This is a genomic window from Tepidicella xavieri (assembly GCF_004363315.1).
GTDB lineage: Bacteria > Pseudomonadota > Gammaproteobacteria > Burkholderiales > Burkholderiaceae_C > Tepidicella > Tepidicella xavieri.
In genome coordinates this window covers 37,127-60,663 of record NZ_SNYL01000004.1, presented here as the reverse complement: position 1 = coordinate 60,663, position 23,537 = coordinate 37,127, and the positions used below count along the sequence as shown (strand labels likewise).

Below are 23,537 nucleotides of genomic sequence, written 5' to 3'. Positions count from 1 at the left end.
TTCAGCTTTCCTGGGCGTTGGGCAGCGTCAGCCGCGAGGTGCCGCCCTCGTCCTCATCGCCACCGACGCGCCCCGCGTTGAGCCGCGTCACGTCCTCAGCGGTGACGTCGCCCGTGACGTACACCCCGTCGAAACAGGAGGCCTCGAAACCGTGGAGGCAGGGGTTGAGCCGGCCCACCGCCTTTTTCATGGCGGCCACGTCCTGGTAGATGAGCGCATCGCAGCCGATGATCTGGCGCACCTCCTCGACCGTGCGCCCGTGGGCCACGAGCTCGTCACGGGTGGGCATGTCGATGCCATAGACGTTGGGATGAACGACCGGCGGCGCGGCGCTGGCCAGATACACCTTGCGGGCACCGGCCTCGCGCGCCATCTGGACGATCTCCTTCGACGTGGTCCCGCGCACGATGGAGTCGTCCACCAGCAGCACATTGCGGTCCCTGAACTCGCTGGCGATCACGTTGAGCTTCTGGCGCACGGATTTCTTGCGCACGGCCTGCCCGGGCATGATGAAGGTGCGACCCACGTAGCGGTTTTTCACGAACCCTTCGCGGTAGGGTTTGCCCAGCAGTTGGGCGAGCTGGGTGGCGCTGGGCCGACTCGATTCGGGAATGGGTATGACCACATCGATCTGGTTGGGCGGCACGGTGGAGATGACGCGGGTGGCCAGCGTCTCGCCCATGTTGAGCCGCGCCTGGTAAACCGAGATGCCGTCGATCGTCGAGTCGGGGCGGGCCAGGTAGACGAATTCGAACACACAGGGGTAGAGCCGCGGCTGGTCGGCACACTGCTGGAACTGCATGTCGCCGTCGAGCGAGACGAAAGCCGCTTCGCCCGGGGCGATGTCGCGCAGGAATTCGTGGCCGGTGCCCTCCAGCGCCACCGACTCGCTGGCCACCATCACGGTGCCGTCCTTGCCCCGGCCGATGCACAGCGGACGAATGCCAAACGGGTCGCGGAACGCCAGCAGGCCGTGCCCGGCTATGAGCGCCACCACGGCGTACGAACCCCGGAGCCGGCGATGCACGGCCCGCACGGCGGCAAAGATGGCGTCGGTGTTCAAGGCGCCATTGGAACTGGCTTTGCCCAGTTCGTGCGCCAGCACATTGAGCAGCACCTCGGAATCGCTTTCGGTGTTGATGTGCCGGTGGTCCAACTGCACCATCTCGCGCTTGAGGGCGTGCGCGTTGGTGAGGTTGCCGTTGTGCGCCATGACGATGCCAAACGGCGCATTCACATAGAAGGGCTGGGCCTCCTCCTCGCTGAAGGCGTTGCCGGCCGTGGGGTAGCGCACCTGGCCGATGCCGCTGTTGCCCGGCAGGGCGCGCATGTTGCGGGTGCGAAAGACATCGCGCACCATGCCCTTGGCCTTGTGCATGAAGAACTTGCGCTCCAGTTGCGTGACGATGCCGGCGGCGTCCTGGCCGCGGTGCTGCAGGAGCAGCAGCGCGTCATAAATCAGCTGATTGACCGGTGCCTGACTGACGACACCAACGATTCCACACATGGATCAGATCCTGAAAAATCAAGGAAAGTACTGGGCGATGCTGTCAGGCATCATCCCCTTGAGGCTGTGCAGCCCTCCGTTGAGCCAGCCGGCACCTGCCGAGCGGAGCCAGGCTTCCTCGTCCTTCATGGGCGTCATGTTGACGACCAGCGCCAGCGCCAGCAGGATGACGGCGCCACGCAGCAGGCCAAACGCGCCGCCCAAGGTGCGATCGACCGGACGCAGGCCGACTTTTTCGATGCCCTTCTTCACCAGCCACGCGATCAGCGCGCTGGCAAACGCCACCGCCACGAACACCACGGCAAATCCGGCCGCATAGCGCAATGGCTCCGCCGTGTCGCCCAAGGGGAGATAGGCGGCCATGTCGTCGGCGTACCACTGGGCCACGAAAAAAGCCGCCACCCATCCCGCCACCGACAAGACCTCGAACACCAGCCCCCGCCAGATGCCCAGCACCAGAGACACCAGCAACACCAGCAGGAGCAGGATATCGACGGCCGACATGGCTCACAGTGTCAGGATGGATGCCGGCAAGCCCAATTGCCGGACCTTTTCCGCGGCCTGTTCGGCCTCGGTGCGGGAATCGAAGGGCCCGAGCCGGACGCGAATGCGCGGCCCCTCGGTCGTCTGTGCGACCTGGGTGTAGGTTTTCAGACCGGCACGCTCCAGGCGGTTGCGCACTTCCTGCGCGCGGGCCTGCTCCGCAAACGCGCCCACCTGCACCACCACGCGCACCGAAGGCGGGGGCGTGCGCCCTTCGAGCAGGGCCTGTGCCCGAGCGGCCTCCGGCGCTGGGGCGGGGGTGGCGGGCACTGGCGCAGCGGCCACGCGCGCCGGCGCGGCGGGGGCGGGTGGCGCAGCCGGAGGCGGCGGGGCCACGGGCACCTTGGAAGCGGATGCCACGGTCGTGCTGGCGGACTGGGCCGGCGGGGCCACAGGGGCGGCGGCAGGAGCCGCAGGCGCCGCTGCGGGCGGAGAGGCCGGCTCCGGCGGGGGTGGAGGCGATGAAGCGGCGCGAGGCGGCAACACCTCCTCACGCTCCTCCACCACCGCCACGTCCGACGGGCGCGGCGAAGCAGGGGCCGCAGCCAGCGGGGGCGCCTGGTCCTTCGCCGGAATGTCGATCGCAATGTCCACCGGCACCGGGCGCGGCTGGGTATCAAACAGCCAGGGCAGCCCGATGATGCCCATGAGCACCAGAATACTGGCGCCGATCAGGCGTTGCCGGGCCTGCCGCCGGATGGTTTCGATGGAAGGAGTCTGGACCGGGCCTGAGCCGCCCTGGCCGCCAGAACGCAGTTTGAACATTCGCCAGTGATGCCAAGGACCCGCCACGCAATGCCGCCCCAAGCCGCCTCACGCCGGCAGATGCTTGGCTGCCAAGCGCGGCACGCCCTGCTGCAGGACACCGCCCACGGTGAAGAATGAACCGAAGACCACGATTCTATCAGCCGGGTCGGCGGCGGCGGTGGCCGCCTGCAGCGCGGCCTGGGGGTCGGCATGGCAGGAGACGGCGGCGTCGCTGCGGCGCGTCACCTCGCGCCAACGTTCGGTCAAGGCTTGGGCCGAGGCGGCACGCGGCGTGGGCAGATCGGTGAAATACCAGCGGTCGATGAGCGGGTCGATGCGGGCGAGCATCGGGCGCAGATCTTTGTCGGCCATGGCGCCGAAAACCGCGTGGGTGGTGGGATAGAAGCCCATGGCATCGAGGTTTTCGGCCAGCGCCGCCACCGAATGGGGGTTGTGCGCCACGTCCAGCACCAAGGTGGGCTGACCGGGCACGATTTGAAAGCGCCCGGGCAACTCGACCAGCGCCAAACCATTGCGCACCGCCTGCGCCGTCACGGGCAGGCGCGGATGCAGGGCCTCCAGCGCCGCCAGCACCCCGGCGGCATTGAGCAGTTGATTGGCCCCGCGCAAGGCCGGATAGGCCAAGCCGCTGTAGCGCCGACTGCGGCCACTCCAGTTCCATTGCTGCTTGTCGCCGGCAAAGTGAAAATCCTTGCCCAGCCGCCACAGGTCAGCGCCCACCTCCAGCGCGCGGTCGAGCACGCTCTGCGGCGGCTGCGGGTCGCTGACCACCACAGGGCGGCCGGTGCGCATGATCCCCGCCTTCTCGTAGCCGATCGACTCGCGATCCGGCCCCAGGTATTCCATGTGATCCAGATCGATGCTGGTGATGACGGCGCAATCGGCATCGAACACATTGACCGCGTCCAGCCGCCCGCCCAGCCCCACTTCGAGGATGACCACATCCGGCTTCAGGCGCGCCAGCGCCGAGGCGATGGCCAGCGTGGTGAACTCGAAATAGGTCAATACCACCGGCGACTCGCCTGGGCCGCCTCGTCGGGCCTGCTCCACGGCCTCGAAAGCGGGCAAGAGCGCGGCCTCGTCCACGGGCGCGCCGAGCCAGCGGCAGCGCTCCTCGAAGCGCACCAAATGCGGCGAGGTGTACACCCCGGTGCGGTAGCCCGCCTGCCGATAGATGGCCTCCAGCATGGCGCAGGTCGAGCCCTTGCCGTTGGTGCCCCCCACGATGATGACCGGGCACGGCCAGGTCAGCCCCCGGCCGCCTTCCATGCGGCGGCGCACCGCCTCAACCCGATCCAATCCCATCTCGATCGTTTGGGGATGCAGCCGCTCACAGTGGGCCAGCCAGTCTGACAGCGTATGGGGGAAATCTTGCATGCGCATCGGCGCCACGGGGCGCCCCTCCAGGTTTCGGGCCCACCGCTGCCAAGGTGGCAGGCCCCACGCCGCGTATTGTCGCAGCCCCGTCCGCGGCACCGCGTCGTGCAGGATAATGACCGCATGATCAAGGTCTATGGCATCCCCAACTGCGAAACGGTCAAAAAAGCCCGCGCCTGGATGGCGCAGCGCGGGCACGACTATGTGTTCCACGACTTCAAGAAAGAGGGCGTGCCCGAAAGCCGGCTGGCCCACTGGATCGCGCAGGTCGGCTGGGAAAAGCTCGTCAACCGCAAAGGCACGACCTGGCGTCGGCTCGACCCAGCGCTGCAAGCCAGCCTGACGGACGCGGCCAGCGCCCACGCGCTCATGGTGCAGCACGCCAGCGTCATCAAACGCCCGGTGGTGGAGTGGAGTAATGGCGACATCACCGTCGGCTTCGCCCCCGAAGAATGGGATGCCAGGCCCTGAGGCCCAGGCGTCCTCTAAAATCCAGCGGCCGCGTCGCCCGAGCGCCGGGCGGCGTTTTCTTTTCCTCGCATGTCATTGCCCCCATGAGCACCACACAGATCGACGGCGTGTCCGTCCAGACCCAGGCCAACGTGTATTTCGACGGCAAATGCATCAGCCACAGCCTGACCTGTGCCGACGGCTCGCGCAAATCGGTCGGCGTGGTGCTGGCCAGCGAACTCACCTTTGGCACCCAAGCCCCCGAAATCATGGAATGCGTGGCTGGCGGCTGCGAATACAGGCTCGCCGGCAGCGATGCATGGATCCGCGTCGGGCCTGGAGATGCCTTCAAGGTGCCCGCGCATTCCAGCTTCGACATCCGCGTCCAAGACACCTTTCACTACATCTGCCACTACGGCTGACCCACGGAGCTCGCCCATGGCCACCATCCTGCAACACCTGCCCAAAGGGCAAAAAGTCGGTATCGCTTTCTCGGGCGGTCTGGACACCTCTGCAGCCCTGCTGTGGATGAAGCAAAAAGGCGCCCTGCCCTATGCCTACACCGCCAACCTGGGCCAGCCCGACGAGGACGATTACGACGCCATCCCGCGCAAGGCCATGGCCTACGGCGCCGAGAAAGCCCGCCTGGTGGACTGCCGCCTGCAGCTGGCACACGAAGGCATCGCCGCCATTCAGAGCGGTGCGTTCCACATCAGCACCGGCGGCATCACCTATTTCAACACCACCCCGCTGGGCCGCGCCGTGACGGGCACCATGCTGGTGGCCGCCATGAAGGAAGACGACGTCCACATCTGGGGCGATGGCTCCACCTTCAAGGGCAACGACATCGAGCGCTTCTACCGCTACGGCCTGCTGACCAACCCGAGCCTGAAAATCTACAAGCCCTGGCTGGACCAGACCTTCATCGACGAGTTGGGCGGCCGCAAGGAGATGAGCGAATTCCTCATCGCCAACGGCTTCGACTACAAAATGAGCGTCGAGAAGGCCTACAGCACCGACAGCAACATGCTCGGCGCCACCCACGAGGCCAAGGACCTGGAGCACCTCGATGCCAGCATCCGCATCGTCAACCCCATCATGGGCGTGGCGTTCTGGAAGCCTGAAGTCGAGGTCAAGCCGGAGGAAGTGACGGTGCGCTTCGAGGAAGGCCGGCCGGTGGCCATCAATGGCCAGACGTTTGCATCGCCGGTGGACCTGTTCCTCAAGGCCAATGAGATCGGCGGCCGCCACGGCCTGGGCATGAGCGACCAGATCGAAAACCGCATCATCGAGGCCAAGAGCCGCGGCATCTACGAAGCCCCGGGCATGGCGCTGCTGCACATCGTCTATGAGCGCCTGGTCACCGGCATCCACAACGAGGACACCATCGAGCAGTACCGCATCAATGGCTTGAAGCTCGGGCGGCTGCTCTACCAGGGCCGCTGGTTCGACCCGCAGGCCATCATGCTGCGCGAAACCGCCCAGCGCTGGGTGGCCCGCGCCATCACCGGCGAAGTGACGCTGGAACTGCGCCGCGGCAACGACTACTCCATCCTCAACACCGAAAGCCCCAACCTGACCTACGCGCCCGAGCGCCTGAGCATGGAGAAGGTGGAAGACGCGCCGTTCACCCCGATGGACCGCATCGGCCAGCTGACGATGCGCAACCTAGACATCTCCGACACACGCGCCAAGCTGGGGATCTATGCCCAAAGCGGCCTGCTGTCGCTGGGCAAGGGCAACGACGACTTCCTCAAGCTCGGCCAATGACCTGACGACGACCGGCGATGCCTACGGTGCTTGCCGCCGGCATCGCCATGCCTGGGCATTCAGCAGGGCATTCAGAGCCCTTGGGCCCAGTCGATGAGGCGTCTGGCCATGCGCTCGGTGGCCTTCGGGGCCCGCAAATCGCCCGCCAGCACGTGCTGGCCGGGGGCTTCGCTGTAGTCCACCACTTCCAGCGTCTTGTTCGCGGACCCGATGCGCGGGAACAGGGCCCGGATTTCCTGCGGGTCCACGGTCTGATCGGCCTCGGCATAGAGCATCAGGACCGGCGCGGTGAAGGTGGCCAGGTCGCTTTCCCGCACCCGCTTGACCAGCGCCATCATGGGAAACAGCGCCCGGGTGGGGTAGATCTGGGTCCAGGCGTGGTTCTCGGCCTCCCGCTCGGCCGGCTCGCCGCGCATCTCCCCTTCCAGATACAGCGCCAGCTTCATTCCCCAAGGCTGGTTGATGAGTTCGGATTTTTTGTCTTTCGGGCCATAGTTGGGCGAAATGAACACATAGCCCGCCACGCCTTGCCCCTCCTCGCGGGCAGCCACCCAGGTGCCCAGGGTGGCGCCGGTGGAGACGCCAATGAGCAGCACGCGCTCGCCCAGCATCTGGCCGATGCGCACGGCCTCCACCGTGTCGGCCAGCCAGTCTTGCACGGACGCTTCGCCCATGGCCTGCGGATCGCTGCGCCCGTGCCCGGTCAGGCGGGTCTCGAACAGATTGGCGCCCAGACCTTGGGCCACCCGCAATGCCAAAGGCGCCGTCTCCAGGCGGGAGGCGGTAAAGCCGTGCACATACACCACGGCCCACTCGGTGCGCTCGCCCGGCGGCCCGTGCCAAGTCACCTGCTTGTGCAGGCCCTCGCGGATGTCGGGCACCGCGGCCTCCTGCCGCGCCAGCCAGGCATCGAGCTCGGCCGCCGCCGCCGGGGGCGCCTCGCGGGGGGCCGGCTGATCGGGGCCGAACTGATTGGCCGGCCCAAGGAAAAACACCGCCAGGGCCAGCACCAGGCCGAAGAACATGGCCCGAACCACGGGTGAGCGGGCCTGGCCGTACTCGTACTGTTTGCTCATGCGCTGCGCCCTCCTCCAGGCTGTCATGGTGCTGCCTCCTGCGTCTGGTCAAACCACCACCGGCTCCGGCTCCAGGCGGATGCCAAACCGCTCATACACGCTGGTCTGTATGGCCCGAGCCAGCGTCATCACCTCCCCCCCGGTGCAGGGGTGCTCGGCATCGCCCCGGTTGACGAGCACCAGGGCCTGCTTCTCGTACACGCCGGCGTGCCCCACGGTCTTGCCCTTCCAGCCACACGCGTCGATGAGCCAGCCCGCGGCCAGCTTCACCGAGCCGTCGGGCATGGGATAGTGCACCACCCGGGGATCGCGGCCGATGATATCCGCGCATTGCTCGGGAGTCACGGTGGGGTTTTTGAAAAAGCTGCCGGCATTGCCGATGACGGCCGGGTCGGGGAGCTTGGCGCGGCGGATGTCGCAGACCCAGTCGTAGATCTGCCGCGCATCGGGCTGGGTGATGCCGGTTTCGGCCATCTTGCGCTCCAGGTCCAGATAGCCGAGCACTGGCCGCCAAGGCCTGGGCAGCCAAAACCGGACGCGCACGATGAGGGCCCGCCCCGCCAGCCCCAAGCCGCGGTCTCCGGCGCGTGCGTGCTTGAAGACCGAATCGCGGTAGCCAAAACCGCACTGCGCGGCGTTGAGGCTGAACAGGCGCCCGGTTTCGAGATCGACGGCATCCAGCGAGTCGAAACGGTCCTGCAATTCCACGCCATAAGCGCCGATGTTCTGCACCGGCGCTGCGCCCACGGTGCCCGGAATGAGCGCCAGGTTCTCCAGCCCCGGCCAGCCCTGATCGAGCGTCCAGGTGACGAAGTCATGCCAGTTTTCCCCTGCGCCGGCCTCCACCAGCCAGCCCCGATCGGTGGCCTCCAGCAGCCGCCGGCCCGGAATTTCGACCTTGAGCACGAGCTTGCGCACATCGCCCGTCAGCACGATGTTGCTGCCCCCGCCAAGCACGAACGCTTCTTCCGCGGCCCAGTCCGGATGGCGGATGAGGGCCTGCAGATCGTCCACCGAACGCACGCGCGCCAGCCGCTGGGCGCGCGCGGCGATGCCAAAGGTGTTGTAGCGCTGGAGCGCCACGTTTTTCTCGACTAACATGTCGGCATTTTCTCATTCGCCTGAGTGCGCGTTTCTCTCGCCATGCCCTCTTTCGATACCGTCGTCGAGCCCAATCTGGTCGAAATCCGCAACGCGGTGGACCAGACCTCCAAAGAAATCGGCACCCGATTCGACTTCAAAGGCAGCGCTGCCGCTGTCGAGCTCAAGGACAAAGACATCACCCTGTTGGCCGACAGCGATTTTCAGCTCGGCCAGGTGGAAGACATCCTGCGCAACAAGCTGACCAAGCGCAACGTGGACGTCCGCTTTCTGGATCCGGGCAAGATCGAAAAGATCAGCGGCGACAAGGTCAAGCAGGTGCTCAAGGTGCGCAGCGGCATCGCCACCGAGGACGGCAAGAAAATCCAACAGCTCATCAAGAACAGCAAAATGAAGCTGCAAGCCGCCATCCAGGGCGATGCCGTGCGCATCAGTGGCGCCAAACGCGACGATCTGCAGGCCGCGATCGCGCTCATCCGCAAAGAGCTGCCGGAGTTGCCCCTGTCGTTCAACAACTTCCGCGACTGACGCCGCCGCGCCCTGCCCCAGATGTCATTTGCCGCGCAACCCGACCCCGCCTACGCCGCCATGCGCGACTGGATGGAGCGCTGGTCGGACCTGGAAGCCCGGCTCGCGGCGCTGCTGCTGGCGCCCCAAGAGGCCGGCCACTTTCCCGCCCGGCTTCAGGACATCCATCACCAGGCAGACACCTTGCTGGCGCTGGATGCCGACGCCACCCTGTATTGGCTGTTCCAGCTGGCCGCCAGCTCACCCGTGGGGTATAGCGCCTCGCACGCCATGGTGTGCTGGGCGCTGTGCCGGCTCGTGGGCCAGACCCTGGGCCACACCGAGCAGGAACAGACCAGCTTGGCCTGCGCCGCGCTGACGATGAACATCGCCATGACGCGCCTGCAGGACGAACTGGCCAACCAAACCGCCCCGCCCACCGCGGAGCAACGCGCCGCCATCGACACCCACGCGGCCCGGGGGGCGCAATGGCTGCGTGAGTTGGGCGTGCGCGACGCCGCTTGGCTGCAAATCGTCGAGCAGCATCACCTGACTGAAGCCGAGCTGCCGGCCCCCGTGCGGCTGCTGCAAGCCGCAGACCGCTACGCCGCCATGATCAGCCCGAGGGAAACCCGGCCCGGGCGCTGCGTGACCGACTCCAGCCGCCACGCGCTCATTCACCAGGGCCACGGGGTCGATGACGTGGGCCATGCGCTGGTGCGCACGGTTGGCATTTGCCCGCCGGGCAGCTTCGTGCGGCTACAAGACGACCGCATCGCCGTGGTGCTGCGCCGGTCTGGCCGCCCTGCCGAGCCCTGGGTGGCCACGGTGCTCGATGCCCGTGGCATCCCGGTGGCCGAGCCCACCCTCGTGGACACCGGCCGGGATGGCGATGGCATCGCTGCCGCGCTGGTCACCCAGACGGTGCGCGTGCGCCTGAATCACCCGCGGCTGCTGCAACTCTCGCGCATGGCGCTGGCGCAACCGCGCTGAAGCCTCAAGAGGGCCCTGGTCAGCGGCGCCCGCCTCCGATGCGGCTTTCCTGGCCACTGAGCAGGCGCTGGATGTTGTCGGCATGGCGCCACAGCAGCAAGATGCTCATCACCGACATCGACACAGCGATGGGCGCGGCCACGTCCCAGGCCACCCCGTCGCCAAACAGGTAGAAGAACGGCGCGAAAATGGCCGCCACGATCGCCGCCAGCGAGGAATACCGGAAAAACACCGCGATGATCACCCAACTGGCCAGCACCGCCAAGCCCAGCCAGGGCTGATATGCCAGCAGGACGCCCGCCGCCGTGGCCACGCCCTTGCCGCCCTTGAACCGGAAAAACACCGGAAACAGATGCCCCAGGAACGCGGCCAGCCCAACCAGCGCTACCGTCCCCTCGTCCATCCCCCAGTGCCCCCCCCAGTGCAGCACCCACCAGACAGGCAACCAGCCTTTGAATGCATCCAGGAGCAAAGTCAGGGCCGCCGCCTTTTTGTTGCCCGAGCGCAGCACGTTCGTCGCGCCGGGGTTTTTGCTGCCGTAGGTGCGCGGATCGCTGAGCCCCATCGCGCGGCTGACCACCACCGCAAAGGAAAGCGACCCGATTAAATAAGCCAGCACCGCGGCCGGCAGCCACATCCATTCGTTCATGTCCACCTCGTTCGGAATACGGCCGCAAGCTTAACCGACCGGCCGGGCGCCGTAGGCGTCTTTGTCAGACGGCCGGATCGCGCATCTCCAGGCGAATGGCGTCGATCGCCTGCAGCAGTTCTTCCGAGAGCCGTGTCCCCCAGGCATCGAGGCATTCATCGAGCTGGGCCAGCGAAGTGACGCCGATGATGGTGCTGGCCACTTGCCACTTGGTGTAACAGAATGCCAACGCCATGCGCGTGGGCGTGAGGCCATGCGCGCGCGCCAGCGCGTTGTAGCGCCGGGCGGCGGCCAGCGCTTGCGGGCGCCCCCAGCGCTGCTTTCTCATCGACTCGAACAGGGCCAGGCGCCCGGCCGGTGCGCCGGGGCCATCGAGGCCGCTGTCGTCGTATTTGCCCGTCAGCAGCCCGAAGCCCAGCGGCGAGTACGCCAACAACGAAACCCCCAACCGGTACATCGTCTCATCGAGCCCGTTTTCCAGCGAGCGGTTGACCAGGCAATACGGGTTCTGCACCGTGGCTACGCGCGGCAGCCCGTGCTGTTCGGCCAGACGCACAAACTCATGCACCCCATACGGCGATTCGTTGGACAGGCCGATGGCCCGCACCTTGCCCGAGCGCACCAGCGCATCCATGGCCTCCAGTTGCTCCAGGATCGTGGCGCAGGGCTTGTCCTTGGCCGGATCGAAATACATCGCCCCAAAGACGGGCACATTGCGCGCCGGCCAGTGGATCTGGTAGAGGTCGATGACGTCTGTGCGCAAACGCCGCAGGCTGCCTTCGCAGGCTTCGATGATTTCGCGTTTCGTCAGCCCGGCCTGCTCCCCGCGTATCCAGGGCATGCCCCGCGACGGGCCGGCGACTTTGGTGGCAACCACCACCCGCTGCCGCACGCCAGGGCGGCTGGCCAGCCACTCCCCGATGATGCGCTCGGTGGCGCCGCACGTCTCGGCCCGGGCCGGTACGGCATACATCTCGGCCGTATCCAGGAAGGTCACGCCTCGCTCCAACGCCCGGTCCAAGATGACATGGGCGTCGGCCATGGAGACTTGCTCGCCAAAAGTCATGGTACCCAGACAGATCGGCGTGACCTGAAGGCCGCTTTGGCCCAGTGAGACGGTTTGCATGGCGCTGGTGATGATGATGAAGAACAACGATCGATTCGGCTAGTGTATCGGCTTTGCATTGGCACGCAACTTGGAGTAGATTCCAAGGTTTCTCTTGCAGTGCCTTGATTTCATGGACCACACACTTCCGCCCATCCCTGCCAAGCGCTACTTCACCATCGGTGAGGTGGGAGAGCTGTGCGGGGTCAAGCCGCACGTGTTGCGGTATTGGGAGCAAGAGTTCACGCAGCTGCGCCCGATGAAGCGGCGCGGCAACCGCCGCTACTACCAGCACCATGAAGTGCTGATGATCCGGCGTATCCGGGAACTGCTGTACGAACAGGGCTTCACCATCCAGGGTGCGCGCAACCGGCTGCAAGAGCTGGCCCAGCAGGAGCGGGAGCAACGCCGCGCCAGCCTCAATGGCACCCACGCCAGTCACGACACATCGGCCGATCTCGAAACGAGCAGCGCCCCTCACGGGCCTGGAGGCACACCGTTGACCTGGGCCGCGGTGCGCCAGGAATTGCTGGCGATTCGCCGCCTGCTCGACGACGCGGCCTGAGCCACGCACCCCATCGTGTCCTACAATGGGAAATGCTCCGGGGTGTCCACAAGGTGTGGGCTGAGATGGCGTAAGCCAAACCCGCGAACTTGATCCGGTTCATACCGGCGAAAGAAGAGCTGCTGCGCCCGATAGGCGGTAGATAGGCGGTGGGATTGAACACCCTGGTCGCCTCATTCCTCGGGCCCGGTCTGCCGCCCAGGCGGGCGCCCTTCGGAGCATGTTCATCCACCCTCCGAAGGAGACCACCCCGTGAACGCCCCTGCCGACCGCTTCCTGGCCAACCAGGCCCAAGTGGACCAAGCCGCCATCCAGCCGCTGCCCCGATCGCGCAAGATCTATGTCGAGGGCTCGCGCCCGGACATCCGCGTGCCCATGCGCGAAATCCAGCAAAGCGACACGCCCGCCGCGTTTGGCGCCGAGCCCAATCCCCCCGTCTTCGTGTACGACACCTCGGGGCCGTACACCGACCCGGCCGCCCGCATCGACATTCGCCATGGGCTGCCGGCGTTGCGCCAGCGCTGGATCGAGGCGCGCCAGGACACCGAGGTACTGCCGGACCTGAGCAGCGCCTACGGACGCGCCCGTGCCGCCGACCCCCGGCTCGACGAACTGCGCTTTCCCGGGCTGCAGCGCCAGCCGCGCCGTGCCAAGGCAGGCGCCAACGTCACCCAGATGCACTACGCGCGACGCGGCCTCATCACGCCGGAGATGGAGTTCATCGCCATCCGCGAAAACCTGCGTCGGCGCGAGTACCTCGAATCGCTGCAGGCCGCCGGCCCCACGGGGCGCAAGATGGCCGCCATGATCGGGCGCCAGCACCCCGGTCAAAGCTTCGGTGCCAGCATTCCCGCCGAAATCACCCCCGAGTTCGTGCGCGATGAAGTGGCCCGCGGCCGCGCCATCATCCCCGCCAACATCAACCACCCGGAAAGCGAGCCGATGATCATCGGCCGCAACTTCCTGGTCAAGGTCAATGCCAACATCGGCAACAGCGCCGTCACCTCCTCCATTCAGGAGGAGGTGGACAAGCTCACCTGGGCCATCCGCTGGGGGGCCGACACGGTGATGGACCTCTCCACCGGCAAGCACATCCACGAGACGCGCGAGTGGATCATCCGCAACTCGCCCGTGCCCATTGGCACCGTGCCGATCTACCAGGCGCTGGAAAAAGTCCACGGCAAGGCCGAGGAACTGACGTGGGACATCTTCCGCGACACGCTGATCGAGCAGGCCGAGCAGGGCGTGGACTACTTCACCATCCACGCCGGCGTGCTGCTGCGCTACGTGCCGCTGACCGCCGAGCGCATGACCGGCATCGTCAGCCGCGGCGGCTCCATCATGGCCAAATGGTGCTTGGCCCACCACCAGGAGAACTTCCTCTACACCCACTTTGAGGAAATCTGCGAGATCATGAAGGCCTACGACGTGGCCTTCAGCCTGGGCGACGGCCTGCGCCCCGGCTCCATCTACGACGCCAACGACGCCGCCCAACTGGCCGAGCTGCGCACCCTGGGCGAGTTGACGCAAATCGCCTGGAAGCACGACGTCCAAGTGATGATCGAAGGCCCCGGCCACGTGCCGCTGCACCTGATCAAAGAAAACATGGACCTGCAACTGGCGCAGTGCCACGAAGCGCCGTTCTACACCCTGGGCCCGCTGACCACCGACATCGCCCCCGGCTACGACCACATCACCAGCGGCATTGGCGCCGCCACCATCGGCTGGTACGGCACCGCCATGCTGTGCTACGTCACGCCCAAGGAGCACCTGGGCCTGCCCAACAAGCAAGACGTCAAGGAAGGCATCATCACCTACAAGCTCGCCGCCCACGCCGCCGACCTGGCCAAAGGCCACCCCGGCGCGCAGATCCGCGACAACGCTTTGAGCAAGGCGCGCTTCGAGTTCCGCTGGGAAGACCAGTTCAACTTAGGGCTGGACCCCGACAAGGCGCGCGAATTCCATGACGAAACCCTGCCCAAGGACTCCGCCAAGGTCGCGCACTTCTGCTCCATGTGCGGGCCGCACTTTTGCAGCATGAAGATCACGCAGGACGTGCGCGACTTCGCCGCGCGGCAAGGCATCGGCGAAGCGCAGGCGCTGGAGCAAGGCCTGCAAACCCAGGCCGAGGCATTCCGCCGCGCCGGGGGTGACATTTACATCCCCCTCCAGCGCGCCTGATGGTCGCCAAGCCAAGGCCGCCGGCTTCAGCGGCCTTGGCCCCAGCCTAGGCCGGGATCGAACCCGGCCCCAAAAAGGAAACGGGCCAGTTCTATACCGAACTGGCCCGTTGACTTGATTGGCGCGGCTGGCAGGATTCGAACCCACGACCCCTTGGTTCGTAGCCAAGTACTCTATCCAACTGAGCTACAGCCGCTTGCTGAAGCTGAAATTATATAGCGCTTTTTGCCGATATCGCAACCTGAGAAAATTTTTTGTGAGGTCTTGTACCCGGTGTGCGGTGCAGGGCGGCCATGTTGCCATTCGTCGGACCAGAAGGTGCCCTGTTGGAGGCACCATATACACATATGACATCCCCGCCCCAAGGACTTGCCCACAACCACCCCGTGACAAGGCTGCAACAAGCAACTGGTAGGCCGTACAGGACTTGAACCTGTGACCAATCGATTATGAGTCGACTGCTCTGACCAACTGAGCTAACGGCCCGACCAAACCGACGATTGTAGCCCCGTCATTTAGGGTGGCTCAGGGCGTTGCTGACGAGCTTGGAGGTGATGTCCACGATGCGGATCATCCGGTCATAGGGCATGCGCTGTGGCCCGATGACGCCCAGCGTGCCCACGACTTGGCCGTCCACCTCGTAGGGCGCGCTGACCACGGACAGTTCTTCATAGGGCACGATCTGGCTTTCTCCGCCGATATAGATGCGCACGCCTTCGGCCTGATTGGAGACTTCGAGCAGCCGCATGAGCTGGGTTTTCTGCTCGAAGAGGTCGAACATCTTGCGCAGGTGGTCCATGTCGCGCGAAAACTCGCTGACGGACAGCAGATTGCGCTCGCCCGCCACCACCACCTCATCCTGTTGCTCGATGGCTTCGGAGCTGGCCTCGACGGCCTTGACCATGAGGCTGGCGATTTCGCCGCGCAGCCGCTCGACTTCGGTGCGCAGCCGCTCGCGCACCTGGTCGATGGTGAGCCCGGCGTACTGGTTGTTGAGAAAGTTGGCGGCTTCCTGCAACTGGCTTTGCGTGTATTCGACCTGGGTGTGAATGATGCGGTTTTGCACCTCCCCGTCGGGCGAGACGAGGATGACCAGCACGCGACGATCCGACAGGCTCAGGAACTCGATGTGGCGAAAGACCGTAGGCCGCTTGGGCACCATCACCACGCCCACGAATTGCGACAGGTTCGACAGCATCTGCGCGGCCTGGCTGAGCACTTGGCGGGGTTGCTCGGCCTGCAGGGCGGCGCCGGAGAGGTTCTCCACGGCGGGGAGTTCGTCGCGGCGCACGGTCAGCATGGTGTCCACAAAAAGGCGGTAGCCCCGTGCCGTGGGAATCCGCCCGGCGGAGGTGTGCGGGCTGGCCACCAGTCCCATGTCCTCCAGATCGCTCATGACGTTGCGGATGGTGGCCGGCGACAGCTCCAGACCAGCCGCCTTGGACAAGGTACGCGAGCCCACGGGCTGCCCGTCGGCGATGTAGCGTTCGACCAACGTCTTCAGCAGGAGTTTGGAGCGGTCGTCAAGCATCGGAGCATTTTAAAAACCTTGTGCTCTAATTTGAGCATGGATTTTCCCTCTGCGCAGCCCCCGACGTCCACGCCTGAGCGCCCGGTGTGTTTTCACCATGTGGCCGTGGTGGGCAAGTACCACGCCACGGGCTCGCGCGACGCCATCGAGGCGATTGTGCATTTTCTGCATGGCCTGGGCTGCGAGGTCACGCTGGAGCGTGAAACCGCGCTGAACACCGGGCTGATGGGCGGTCACCCGGTGCTGGATGTGCCCGCGATTGGCCAGCATTGCGACTTGGCGCTGGTCATCGGGGGCGATGGAACGATGCTGGGCATCGGACGGCAACTGGCCCGTTACGAGGTGCCGCTGGTGGGCGTCAACCAGGGGCGGCTGGGGTTCATCACCGACATTCCCTTCAAAGGCTTCGAGGCGCCGCTGTCGGCCATCCTGCGCGGTGCTTACGAGGAAGACCGGCGCTCGCTCATGACAGCCGGTGTGTGGCGCGATGGGCGTTGCATTTTCGAGACCATCGCCATGAATGACGTGGTGGTCAACCGAGGGGGATCGCCCGGCATGGTGGAACTGCGGGTGGAGGTGGACGGCCACTTCGTGGCCAATCAGCGGGCCGACGGCCTCATCATCGCTTCGCCCACGGGCTCCACGGCCTATGCGCTTTCTGCAGGTGGCCCGCTGCTGCACCCGGCCATTGGGGGATGGGTGATGGCCCCCATCGCCCCGCACACCCTCTCCAACCGGCCCATCGTGCTGCCCTCCACGGGCGAAATCGCGGTGGAAGTGGTGGCCGGCCGGGAGGCGAGCGCGCACTTCGACATGCAGAGTTTCACCAGCCTGCTGCATGGCGACCGCATCACCGTGCGGCGGTCGGCCCATACCCTGCGGCTGCTGCACCCGGCAGGCTGGAGCTATTTCGACACCTTGCGGCGCAAGCTGCATTGGAACGAAGGAGTGGTCAATTGAGTTGGCAACGCATGGCGCTGCGCGACTTCGTGATCGTGCAGTCGCTCGATCTGGATCTGCACCCTGGGTTTACCGTGCTGACCGGCGAGACCGGCGCGGGCAAATCCATCCTCATCGATGCCCTGCAACTGGTGCTGGGCGCTCGCGCCGACGCCTCGGTGGTGCGCGAAGGGGCAACGCGCTGCGAAATCGTGGCCGAATTCGGCATGCGTCCGGCGGTGGCCCAATGGTTGCAGGAGCATGGCTTTGATGCGCCAGCAGGAGAGCCATTGCAGCTCAAGCGCCAGGTGGACCATCAAGGCCGCAGCCGCGCCTGGATCAACGGCAGCGCCGCCACGGCCAGCCAGCTCAAGGCCCTGGCCGATGAACTGGTGGACATCCACGGCCAGCACGCCTGGCAAAGCCTGACCCGCCCCGACGCCGTGCGCCAGTTGCTGGACGATTACGCCCGGCTCGACACGCAGGCCCTGCGCCACAGCTGGACGGCCTGGCGCGAAGCCCAGCGCGCGCTCGAAGCAGCCCAATCGCGCCAAGCCACTGTGCAGGAAGAGCGTGAGCGCCTGCAATGGCAGTTGGGCGAGTTTGACAAGCTCGCGCCCCAGCCGGGGGAATGGGAGGAGCTCAACCTTCAGCATGGCCGGCTGGCGCATGCGCAAGGCCTCATCGATGCCGCCCAGCAGGCCCTGGCGGCCCTGGATGACGACGACGACAGCGCCACCACCCGCATCCACCGGGCACTGCAGGGGTTGGAGGCGCAGCAGCACATCGAGCCCCGCTACGCCGAACTCGCACACACCCTGCAAGCCGCTTTGGCGCAAATCGAGGACGTGTGCCACGATCTGCAGCATCACGCGCACCACACCGAGCTGGACCCCGCCGCGCTGGAAGCCCTGGATCAAAGGCTGGGCGCCTGGGTATCGCTGGCACGGCGTCACCGCTGCCCGCCTGAGGCGCTGCCTCAGCGCTGGCAAGACATCCGGCAGGCCCTGGCCGCATTGGAGCGCAGCGCCGATCTGGAAGGGCTGCAGCATGCCGAACGATCGGCGCGCGCAGCGCTGCGGGAATGCGCCCGCGCCGTCACCCTCGCGCGGCAGGAGGCGGCGCTGCGCCTGTCAGCCGCCGTGACCGAGGCCATGCAGGGGTTGGGCATGGAAGGCGGGCGCTTTGAAGTGCAGCTTCAACCACTGCCCGAGCCTCAAGCCCACGGGATGGAGAACGTCGAATTCCTCGTGGCCGGCCATGCCGGCAGCACGCCGCGGCCCGTCGGCAAGGTGGCCTCTGGCGGAGAGCTGTCGCGCATCGCGCTGGCCATTGCCGTGACCACCAGCGAGATCGGGCAAGCTCCCACCCTCATCTTCGACGAAGTGGACAGCGGCATTGGCGGCGCAGTGGCCCACACCGTGGGGCAGCTCATGCGCCGGCTGGGCGCGGCCCGGCAGGTGCTGGCGGTCACCCATCTGCCCCAAGTGGCCGCCTGCGCCCATCACCACCTGCGGGTGGAAAAGCTGCGCTCGGCCGAGGGGGCCATCAGCGACGTGACGGTCATCGATGGCGAAACGCGCATCCAGGAGCTGGCCCGCATGTTGGGCGGCGACCGCCTGACCGACACCTCGCTGGCGCATGCCCGGGAGCTCATATGCAGCTCGTCCTGATCACCGGCATGTCCGGCTCTGGCAAGTCGGTGGCCTTGCATGCGCTGGAAGACGCGGGCTTCTATTGCGTGGACAACCTCCCGCCGGAGCTGCTGGAATCGCTGATCGAGGTGGAACAGATGCACCGGGCCGAACGCGTGGCCGTGGCCATGGACGTGCGCAGCGCCGAATCACTGCCTGCGCTGCCGCAGCGCATCCGCGCCATCCGGGCGCGCGGCCAGGCACTGACCGTGCTCTTCCTCGACACCACCACCGACACCCTGGTGCGCCGCTTCTCGGAGACGCGGCGCATGCACCCTCTGTCCCTCAAAGACACCCAAGACCGCCGCCGCGCCCTGGTCGATGCCATCGAGCTGGAGCGCGAGCTGTTGAGCGAGCTGCGCGAGCTCGCCCTGGTGCTCGACACCAGCCAGCTCAAGGCCTCGCACCTGCGCAGCGAGATCAAGGCTCTGCTGCACCGCGCCCCCGCCCCGCTGACGCTGGTGTTCGAGTCGTTCGCCTTCAAGCGCGGCATTCCCATGGACGCCGATTTCGTCTTCGATGTGCGGATGCTGCCCAACCCCCACTACGAGCCCGAACTGCGCGCGCTGACTGGGCGCGACGCCCCGGTGGCCCAGTACCTGCAGGCCGAGCCGGAAGTGACCGAAATGGAGCAGCACATCCAGGGCTTTCTGGAAAGATGGCTGCCCCGGATGGTGGCCAACCATCGCAGCTACGTCACCGTGGCCATCGGCTGCACCGGTGGCCAGCACCGTTCGGTGTATCTGACCGAGCGCCTGGGCCAACGGTTTGCCGGCCACGGCACGGTGCAAATCCGCCACCGCGAACTCGACGCGCTCAAACACGACTGATCCGCCGACCTGGCCCACATCACGGGGCGGCTGAGGCCAGCCGCTGCATCAACCAGGCGCGCAATGGCGCTGGCAAGCCCAGGTCCAGCTCCGCAACGCTGCGCACCCAGCACCCAGGCCCCTCGGGGGCATATGCCGCCACCCGCCACTCCACTGGCTGCAGCACCAGATCCCGATGGGTCAGGCTGTGGCGTATGGGGTCATGCCAGAGCGGCCCCTCGGCGCCCGAGGCGCCAGCAGGCGGTTGCGCGGCCGCTTCGCCCTCGTCCAACACGGCAAACGCATGCAAGCCTGCCCATATGCCCTGCGCCGGTCTGGGCTGCAACCAATAGGCCCCATCCGCGGCGCGGCGCACCACCTGCAGCCACCAGCGCTCGGTGCGGCGGCGGAGCTGGCGGGTCTTGACGGGAAAATCCCCTTCTTGCTGCCGGGCATGGGCCATGCATGACGACTGCGCCGGACAGCGCCCGCAGGCAGGCCGGGATCGCTTGCACACCAACGCGCCCAAGTCCATCAAACCCTGGGTATAGGCGCGCATCTGCAAATGGGTGGCGTCGGCGGGAACGAGCGCCTGTGCCTGCTGCCACAAGACCTTGGCATTGGCGCTCTGGGCCAGATCGCCCTCAAAAGCCAGCAGCCGGGTCAGCACGCGCTGCACATTGCCATCCAGGATGGAAACCCGTTCGCCATAGCAAAACGCCGCAATCGCGGCGGCCGTCGATGAACCAATCCCGGGGAGGGACTGCAGGTCTTTGGCGCACTGGGGAAACTGTCCGCCCCAACGCTGTACCACCGTTTGCGCACAGCGGTGCAGATGGCGGGCCCGGCTGTAATAGCCCAAGCCGCTCCAGAGGGCCAGCACGTCTTGCAGCGGCGCGCTGGCCAAGGCTTGCACATCAGGAAAGCGGCGCAGGAAGCGGTCGTAATACCCCAGCACCGTGCTGACCTGGGTCTGCTGCAGCATGATTTCTGACAGCCACACCCGGTAGGGATCGGTGGAGCCCTGCCAAGGCAGGTCATGGCGGCCGTGCTGCCGCTGCCACCGGACCACGGCCTCGAAAAACCGGCTCACGATCAAACGGATGCCGTCTGCTGCGCCGCCAGTCCCACCTCAGGGCGGGGTGTTGCAGAAGGCATGGCTTCAGCCAGCGACGCCTCGGCCGTCAGCCGGGTCCATTCATCGCCTTCGGCCTGCAGATCATCCAAGCGGGCTTGCAGCTCGGCGATGCGCTCGTCCAGACTGCCTGCGGCCTCCTGGATGCGGTGCACGGCCTCGATGCGGCGGGCGAAGTTTTTGCGCCGCTCGCGCAGTTGCGCATCCAGTTGCGAAGCAGCCGCTTTGTTCCAGAGCTCCACCTCGTTGGAGGCCTCCTCATACAGCTTACGCAAGCGCGACAGCACCGCCTTGGCCAGCCGGTCGGCAAACTCCGGCTGCGCCAGGCGGAAGACGTTCGTCAGCCCCAGATACTGGAGATGGCTCTGCTCGATCTCGGCCAACTCCTCCGCATAGCGGCTCAGATCCAGCCGCTCGGGCACCTGCAAGGCAAAGCCATACTCCGCATTGAGGCTGCGAAACGCGCCAGCCAGCATGTCCTGCACTTCGGCCGCCATGCGGTGCGCATCGGCCAAGCCGCCGTGCAAACGCCGGAATGCCTCCGCATACACCTTCTTGACCCCGAACTTCACGCCGGGCTGCTTCAGGGCCTGAGCCAGCGCCGCCACATCGGCTTTGATCCGGTTGGCCCCCAGCAGGGCAAACAGCTCCTTGAGATGCTTGAGATGCACCGAGCGAACCGCCTGGATTCTGGCGCCTCCGGCGTCGAATTCCCGCTGCTCCTGCTCGATGCGCAGGCGCATCTGCCGAATGACCGTCGCATTCTTGCCACGCAACGCCTCCAGCTCCTGGATCTGCTCGACCAATTCGCGCGTGCGGGCGTGCAGCAGGTGCCCCACCTCGGTACGCAACTGCTGCAACGTCGTGCGCACATGAGCCTGAAGGATCTCGCGCCGATGGGCCAGCACATCGTCGGCCAGCGCACGCTCCAGCTCGGGCAGACGGCTCTCGGCCAGCAGCGTCTCGTCCTGCCGGACCTTGGCCAACAACCCTTTCTGCGCCGACACCGCGATCACCTGCTGCGGCGCCAAGCCCAACACTTGCGCCGACTGGACACGCTGGCGAGCAATCTGGGCTTCGATGTCATCCGGCGAGGTCAAATCGTCCCAGAGGGTGTCGATCTTGTTGAGCACCACCAACCGCGAGTCACCGTGCTCGGCAGAAGGCGCCAAGTGCTCCCGCCAGATGACCAAGTCTGATTTGCTCACCCCGGCGTCAGCCGCCAGAATGAACACCACCGCATGGGCCTGTGGCAGTAAGCTGACGGTGAGCTCGGGCTCGGCGCCAATCGCATTGAGCCCCGGCGTGTCGAGGATGACCAGCCCCTGCTTGAGCAGCGGGTGAGCCATGTTGATGAGCGCGTGACGCCAACGCGGTACTTCAATCAGGCCATCCAGGCCAGGCAACGGATTGTCATCGGGCTGCTCATCGTGCCAAAAGCCCAGCGCCCGCGCCTCCTCTTGCGTGACGCGCCGCACCTCGGCCACTTTTTCGATGGCTTGCGCCAATTGGGACGGGTCGTTGACGTCCAAATCAATGCGCTCCCATTGGTGAGGAGCGCTGCGCCACTCCATGAGCGATTGAGGCTGCAGACGCGTCTCGATCGGCAACAGCCGCAAGCACGGGGGCAGATCGGCGTCGTAGCCCAGCTCGGTCGGGCACATGGTGGTGCGCCCGGCGCTGGCGGGCATGATGCGGCGCCCGTAGCCAGCAAAGAACACGGCATTGATCAGCTCCGACTTGCCGCGTGAAAACTCCGCCACGAAAGCGACCATGACCTTGTCGCTGGCCAGACGCTCCTGCAGTTGGGCCAAGCGTTCGCGGGCACCGGCATCGAGCAGGTCGCGCCGTTCCAGCCAGCCAGCCAGCGTTTGCAGATGGCGGGCCCGCTCACGCCGCCAGGCACTGTGCTCGTCGAACTCCTGATTGAATGACATGGATCACATGCTCCTCAGAGGAGGATTGGCAAAACTGCTATTGCGTCAATATAGCATCGCGCAAAGAGCCCTTTCATGGCTTCTGGCACACCGGACAGAAAAATGTGGAGCGCTGACCTTGCCGGATCTGGCGCACCGCACTGCCACAGACGCGGCAGGGCTGCCCGGCCCGGCCATACACCATGGTTTCCAGCTGGAAATACCCACTGTCACCCTGAGCGTCAGCGAAATCTTTCAGGGTGCTTCCGCCAACCTCCAAGGCACGCGTCAATACCTGGCGGATCGCCCCATGCAGCCGCTGGGCACGCGGACGGCTGAGCCGGTCGGCCCGGGTGGTGGGACGAATGCCTGCCATGAACAGGGCCTCCGAAGCATAGATGTTGCCCACCCCCACGACGATGCCGCCGGCCAGCAGCACCTGCTTGATGCTGGCGCGATGGCGCTTCAGCGCCGCATGAAAAGCCACCGGATCGAAGCCAGGCGACAACGGCTCCACCCCCAGGCCGTCGAGCAGCTTGCGGGCCGGCGGTGTGGCTTCGCTCTGCGCGTAAACGACGGCGCCAAAGCGCCTGGGATCGTGCAAGCGCAACGTTCCCCGGTCGGTCAGCAGGTCAAAGTGGTCATGCGGGCCGGCCGCCGCGAGCCCCCAGCCGAAACGCAGGCTGCCGGACATGCCCAGATGCACCAGCAGCAGCCCTTCGTCCAGATCGAGCAACAAGTACTTGCCACGCCGGCGCACCGCCTGCACCACGCGATCGGCCAGCGCCTGCGGCTCCACCCCCAAGGGCCAGCGCAGCGGCTTGCCCAGGCGGGCCTCGAAGATCCGCGCCCCTGCAATCCGGTCGGCGAAACTCCTGCGCGTCACCTCCACTTCAGGCAATTCGGGCATAGGCGCGACCC

Annotated in this window: 22 protein-coding genes, 2 tRNA genes and 1 riboswitch; of the genes, 10 read left to right on the top strand and 14 right to left on the bottom strand. The window is 66.2% G+C overall.

Features of this window, described 5'->3' with window-relative positions:
* Window position 1: 1 nt before the first annotated feature.
* From purF to folC, 4 genes are read right to left on the bottom strand one after another with little or no spacing between them, the layout of a single operon-like run.
* Entirely contained in the window at window positions 2-1,507 is a 1,506-nt protein-coding gene (gene purF, locus DFR43_RS04555; RefSeq protein WP_133596177.1) for an amidophosphoribosyltransferase, read from the bottom strand.
* Between the two features lie 18 nt (window positions 1,508-1,525).
* Complete coding sequence (locus DFR43_RS04550; protein ID WP_133596176.1) at window positions 1,526-2,011, bottom strand: CvpA family protein; 486 nt, start codon at window positions 2,009-2,011, stop codon at window positions 1,526-1,528.
* A 3-nt stretch (window positions 2,012-2,014) separates the two neighbouring features.
* Window positions 2,015-2,815, bottom strand: coding sequence for an SPOR domain-containing protein (locus DFR43_RS04545; protein WP_133596175.1), 801 nt, complete (start codon window positions 2,813-2,815; stop codon window positions 2,015-2,017).
* 48 nt (window positions 2,816-2,863) lie between these two features.
* Window positions 2,864-4,195, bottom strand: a complete 1,332-nt coding sequence (gene folC, locus DFR43_RS04540) for a bifunctional tetrahydrofolate synthase/dihydrofolate synthase (protein ID WP_133596331.1) — start codon at window positions 4,193-4,195, stop codon at window positions 2,864-2,866.
* A gap of 123 nt (window positions 4,196-4,318) precedes the next feature.
* On the opposite strand from folC, the gene DFR43_RS04535 reads away from it, so the two are divergent.
* The 3 genes from DFR43_RS04535 (at window position 4,319) to argG (ending at window position 6,415) form a co-directional block, all read left to right on the top strand.
* On the top strand, window positions 4,319-4,666 hold the full coding sequence (locus tag DFR43_RS04535) for an ArsC family reductase (RefSeq protein WP_133596174.1): 348 nt from the start codon (window positions 4,319-4,321) through the stop codon (window positions 4,664-4,666).
* 83 nt (window positions 4,667-4,749) lie between these two features.
* On the top strand, window positions 4,750-5,067 hold the full coding sequence (ppnP, locus tag DFR43_RS04530) for a pyrimidine/purine nucleoside phosphorylase (RefSeq protein ID WP_133596173.1): 318 nt from the start codon (window positions 4,750-4,752) through the stop codon (window positions 5,065-5,067).
* A gap of 16 nt (window positions 5,068-5,083) precedes the next feature.
* Window positions 5,084-6,415: an argininosuccinate synthase gene (gene argG, locus DFR43_RS04525; protein WP_133596172.1), complete on the top strand. Its 1,332-nt coding sequence runs from the start codon at window positions 5,084-5,086 to the stop codon at window positions 6,413-6,415.
* 71 nt (window positions 6,416-6,486) lie between these two features.
* On the opposite strand, the gene DFR43_RS04520 is transcribed toward argG, so the two are convergent.
* Both DFR43_RS04520 and murB read right to left on the bottom strand, forming a co-directional pair.
* The gene (locus tag DFR43_RS04520; RefSeq protein WP_164499702.1) at window positions 6,487-7,491 is read right to left on the bottom strand and encodes an alpha/beta hydrolase; all 1,005 of its coding nucleotides are present in this window, start codon (window positions 7,489-7,491) and stop codon (window positions 6,487-6,489) included.
* A gap of 48 nt (window positions 7,492-7,539) precedes the next feature.
* Window positions 7,540-8,592 carry a UDP-N-acetylmuramate dehydrogenase gene (murB, locus tag DFR43_RS04515; protein WP_133596170.1) on the bottom strand — a complete coding sequence of 351 codons (1,053 nt, stop codon included), beginning with the start codon at window positions 8,590-8,592 and terminating at the stop codon, window positions 7,540-7,542.
* A gap of 42 nt (window positions 8,593-8,634) precedes the next feature.
* On the opposite strand from murB, the gene DFR43_RS04510 reads away from it, so the two are divergent.
* Window positions 8,635-9,120: a YajQ family cyclic di-GMP-binding protein gene (locus tag DFR43_RS04510; RefSeq protein WP_133596169.1), complete on the top strand. Its 486-nt coding sequence runs from the start codon at window positions 8,635-8,637 to the stop codon at window positions 9,118-9,120.
* Between the two features lie 21 nt (window positions 9,121-9,141).
* Window positions 9,142-10,092 (top strand): HD-GYP domain-containing protein, encoded by a 951-nt coding sequence (locus DFR43_RS04505; RefSeq protein ID WP_133596168.1) that lies wholly within the window; start codon window positions 9,142-9,144, stop codon window positions 10,090-10,092.
* 19 nt (window positions 10,093-10,111) lie between these two features.
* Here DFR43_RS04505 and plsY read toward each other — a convergent pair whose 3' ends face one another.
* Both plsY and DFR43_RS04495 read right to left on the bottom strand, forming a co-directional pair.
* Window positions 10,112-10,741 (bottom strand): glycerol-3-phosphate 1-O-acyltransferase PlsY, encoded by a 630-nt coding sequence (gene plsY, locus DFR43_RS04500; RefSeq protein ID WP_245988829.1) that lies wholly within the window; start codon window positions 10,739-10,741, stop codon window positions 10,112-10,114.
* Between the two features lie 64 nt (window positions 10,742-10,805).
* Window positions 10,806-11,867 (bottom strand): aldo/keto reductase, encoded by a 1,062-nt coding sequence (locus tag DFR43_RS04495; RefSeq protein WP_133596327.1) that lies wholly within the window; start codon window positions 11,865-11,867, stop codon window positions 10,806-10,808.
* A gap of 112 nt (window positions 11,868-11,979) precedes the next feature.
* On the opposite strand from DFR43_RS04495, the gene DFR43_RS04490 reads away from it, so the two are divergent.
* Both DFR43_RS04490 and thiC read left to right on the top strand, forming a co-directional pair.
* A complete protein-coding gene (locus DFR43_RS04490) occupies window positions 11,980-12,411 on the top strand; it encodes a MerR family transcriptional regulator (RefSeq protein WP_133596167.1) in 432 nt (143 codons plus the stop codon).
* Between the two features lie 28 nt (window positions 12,412-12,439).
* Window positions 12,440-12,544: riboswitch (TPP riboswitch) on the top strand.
* Between the two features lie 119 nt (window positions 12,545-12,663).
* Window positions 12,664-14,592, top strand: coding sequence for a phosphomethylpyrimidine synthase ThiC (gene thiC, locus DFR43_RS04485; protein ID WP_133596166.1), 1,929 nt, complete (start codon window positions 12,664-12,666; stop codon window positions 14,590-14,592).
* Between the two features lie 119 nt (window positions 14,593-14,711).
* On the opposite strand, the gene DFR43_RS04480 is transcribed toward thiC, so the two are convergent.
* The 3 genes from DFR43_RS04480 to hrcA form a co-directional block, all read right to left on the bottom strand.
* Window positions 14,712-14,788 (bottom strand) — tRNA-Arg (locus DFR43_RS04480).
* A gap of 213 nt (window positions 14,789-15,001) precedes the next feature.
* Window positions 15,002-15,078: transfer RNA gene (locus DFR43_RS04475), tRNA-Ile, on the bottom strand.
* A 25-nt stretch (window positions 15,079-15,103) separates the two neighbouring features.
* Window positions 15,104-16,123: a heat-inducible transcriptional repressor HrcA gene (gene hrcA / locus DFR43_RS04470; protein ID WP_133596165.1), complete on the bottom strand. Its 1,020-nt coding sequence runs from the start codon at window positions 16,121-16,123 to the stop codon at window positions 15,104-15,106.
* 36 nt (window positions 16,124-16,159) lie between these two features.
* On the opposite strand from hrcA, the gene DFR43_RS04465 reads away from it, so the two are divergent.
* Genes DFR43_RS04465 through rapZ form a run of 3 tightly spaced genes read left to right on the top strand, consistent with a single transcriptional unit; the run spans window position 16,160 to window position 19,586 of the window.
* Entirely contained in the window at window positions 16,160-17,083 is a 924-nt protein-coding gene (locus DFR43_RS04465; protein WP_133596164.1) for an NAD kinase, read from the top strand.
* Window positions 17,080-18,735 carry a DNA repair protein RecN gene (gene recN, locus DFR43_RS04460; protein WP_133596163.1) on the top strand — a complete coding sequence of 552 codons (1,656 nt, stop codon included), beginning with the start codon at window positions 17,080-17,082 and terminating at the stop codon, window positions 18,733-18,735. The genes DFR43_RS04465 and recN overlap by 4 nt, the downstream gene beginning before the upstream one ends.
* The gene (rapZ, locus tag DFR43_RS04455) at window positions 18,720-19,586 is read left to right on the top strand and encodes an RNase adapter RapZ (RefSeq protein ID WP_133596162.1); all 867 of its coding nucleotides are present in this window, start codon (window positions 18,720-18,722) and stop codon (window positions 19,584-19,586) included. The genes recN and rapZ overlap by 16 nt, the downstream gene beginning before the upstream one ends.
* Before the next feature lie 19 nt (window positions 19,587-19,605).
* On the opposite strand, the gene mutY is transcribed toward rapZ, so the two are convergent.
* The 3 genes from mutY to mutM form a co-directional block, all read right to left on the bottom strand.
* Window positions 19,606-20,661: an A/G-specific adenine glycosylase gene (gene mutY, locus DFR43_RS04450; protein WP_425471073.1), complete on the bottom strand. Its 1,056-nt coding sequence runs from the start codon at window positions 20,659-20,661 to the stop codon at window positions 19,606-19,608.
* Entirely contained in the window at window positions 20,661-22,637 is a 1,977-nt protein-coding gene (locus DFR43_RS04445; RefSeq protein ID WP_133596161.1) for a dynamin family protein, read from the bottom strand. Before DFR43_RS04445 ends, mutY begins: the two co-directional genes overlap by 1 nt.
* A gap of 73 nt (window positions 22,638-22,710) precedes the next feature.
* Window positions 22,711-23,526 carry a bifunctional DNA-formamidopyrimidine glycosylase/DNA-(apurinic or apyrimidinic site) lyase gene (mutM, locus tag DFR43_RS04440; RefSeq protein WP_133596160.1) on the bottom strand — a complete coding sequence of 272 codons (816 nt, stop codon included), beginning with the start codon at window positions 23,524-23,526 and terminating at the stop codon, window positions 22,711-22,713.
* Window positions 23,527-23,537 lie beyond the last annotated feature (11 nt).

What these genes read in the sequence shown, in the direction of transcription:
- hrcA (WP_133596165.1), bottom strand. Translation starts at nt 16,123, where the DNA reads ATGCTTGACGACCGCTCCAAACTCCTGCTGAAGACGTTGGTCGAACGC.
- purF (WP_133596177.1), bottom strand. Translation starts at nt 1,507, where the DNA reads ATGTGTGGAATCGTTGGTGTCGTCAGTCAGGCACCGGTCAATCAGCTG.
- DFR43_RS04445 (WP_133596161.1), bottom strand. Translation starts at nt 22,637, where the DNA reads ATGTCATTCAATCAGGAGTTCGACGAGCACAGTGCCTGGCGGCGTGAG.
- rapZ (WP_133596162.1), top strand. Translation starts at nt 18,720, where the DNA reads ATGCAGCTCGTCCTGATCACCGGCATGTCCGGCTCTGGCAAGTCGGTG.
- DFR43_RS04465 (WP_133596164.1), top strand. Translation starts at nt 16,160, where the DNA reads ATGGATTTTCCCTCTGCGCAGCCCCCGACGTCCACGCCTGAGCGCCCG.
- murB (WP_133596170.1), bottom strand. Translation starts at nt 8,592, where the DNA reads ATGTTAGTCGAGAAAAACGTGGCGCTCCAGCGCTACAACACCTTTGGC.
- DFR43_RS04545 (WP_133596175.1), bottom strand. Translation starts at nt 2,815, where the DNA reads ATGTTCAAACTGCGTTCTGGCGGCCAGGGCGGCTCAGGCCCGGTCCAG.
- DFR43_RS04505 (WP_133596168.1), top strand. Translation starts at nt 9,142, where the DNA reads ATGTCATTTGCCGCGCAACCCGACCCCGCCTACGCCGCCATGCGCGAC.
- DFR43_RS04490 (WP_133596167.1), top strand. Translation starts at nt 11,980, where the DNA reads ATGGACCACACACTTCCGCCCATCCCTGCCAAGCGCTACTTCACCATC.
- plsY (WP_245988829.1), bottom strand. Translation starts at nt 10,741, where the DNA reads ATGAACGAATGGATGTGGCTGCCGGCCGCGGTGCTGGCTTATTTAATC.
- argG (WP_133596172.1), top strand. Translation starts at nt 5,084, where the DNA reads ATGGCCACCATCCTGCAACACCTGCCCAAAGGGCAAAAAGTCGGTATC.
- DFR43_RS04520 (WP_164499702.1), bottom strand. Translation starts at nt 7,491, where the DNA reads ATGAGCAAACAGTACGAGTACGGCCAGGCCCGCTCACCCGTGGTTCGG.
- DFR43_RS04550 (WP_133596176.1), bottom strand. Translation starts at nt 2,011, where the DNA reads ATGTCGGCCGTCGATATCCTGCTCCTGCTGGTGTTGCTGGTGTCTCTG.
- DFR43_RS04535 (WP_133596174.1), top strand. Translation starts at nt 4,319, where the DNA reads ATGATCAAGGTCTATGGCATCCCCAACTGCGAAACGGTCAAAAAAGCC.
- DFR43_RS04510 (WP_133596169.1), top strand. Translation starts at nt 8,635, where the DNA reads ATGCCCTCTTTCGATACCGTCGTCGAGCCCAATCTGGTCGAAATCCGC.
- folC (WP_133596331.1), bottom strand. Translation starts at nt 4,195, where the DNA reads ATGCAAGATTTCCCCCATACGCTGTCAGACTGGCTGGCCCACTGTGAG.
- ppnP (WP_133596173.1), top strand. Translation starts at nt 4,750, where the DNA reads ATGAGCACCACACAGATCGACGGCGTGTCCGTCCAGACCCAGGCCAAC.
- mutM (WP_133596160.1), bottom strand. Translation starts at nt 23,526, where the DNA reads ATGCCCGAATTGCCTGAAGTGGAGGTGACGCGCAGGAGTTTCGCCGAC.
- DFR43_RS04495 (WP_133596327.1), bottom strand. Translation starts at nt 11,867, where the DNA reads ATGCAAACCGTCTCACTGGGCCAAAGCGGCCTTCAGGTCACGCCGATC.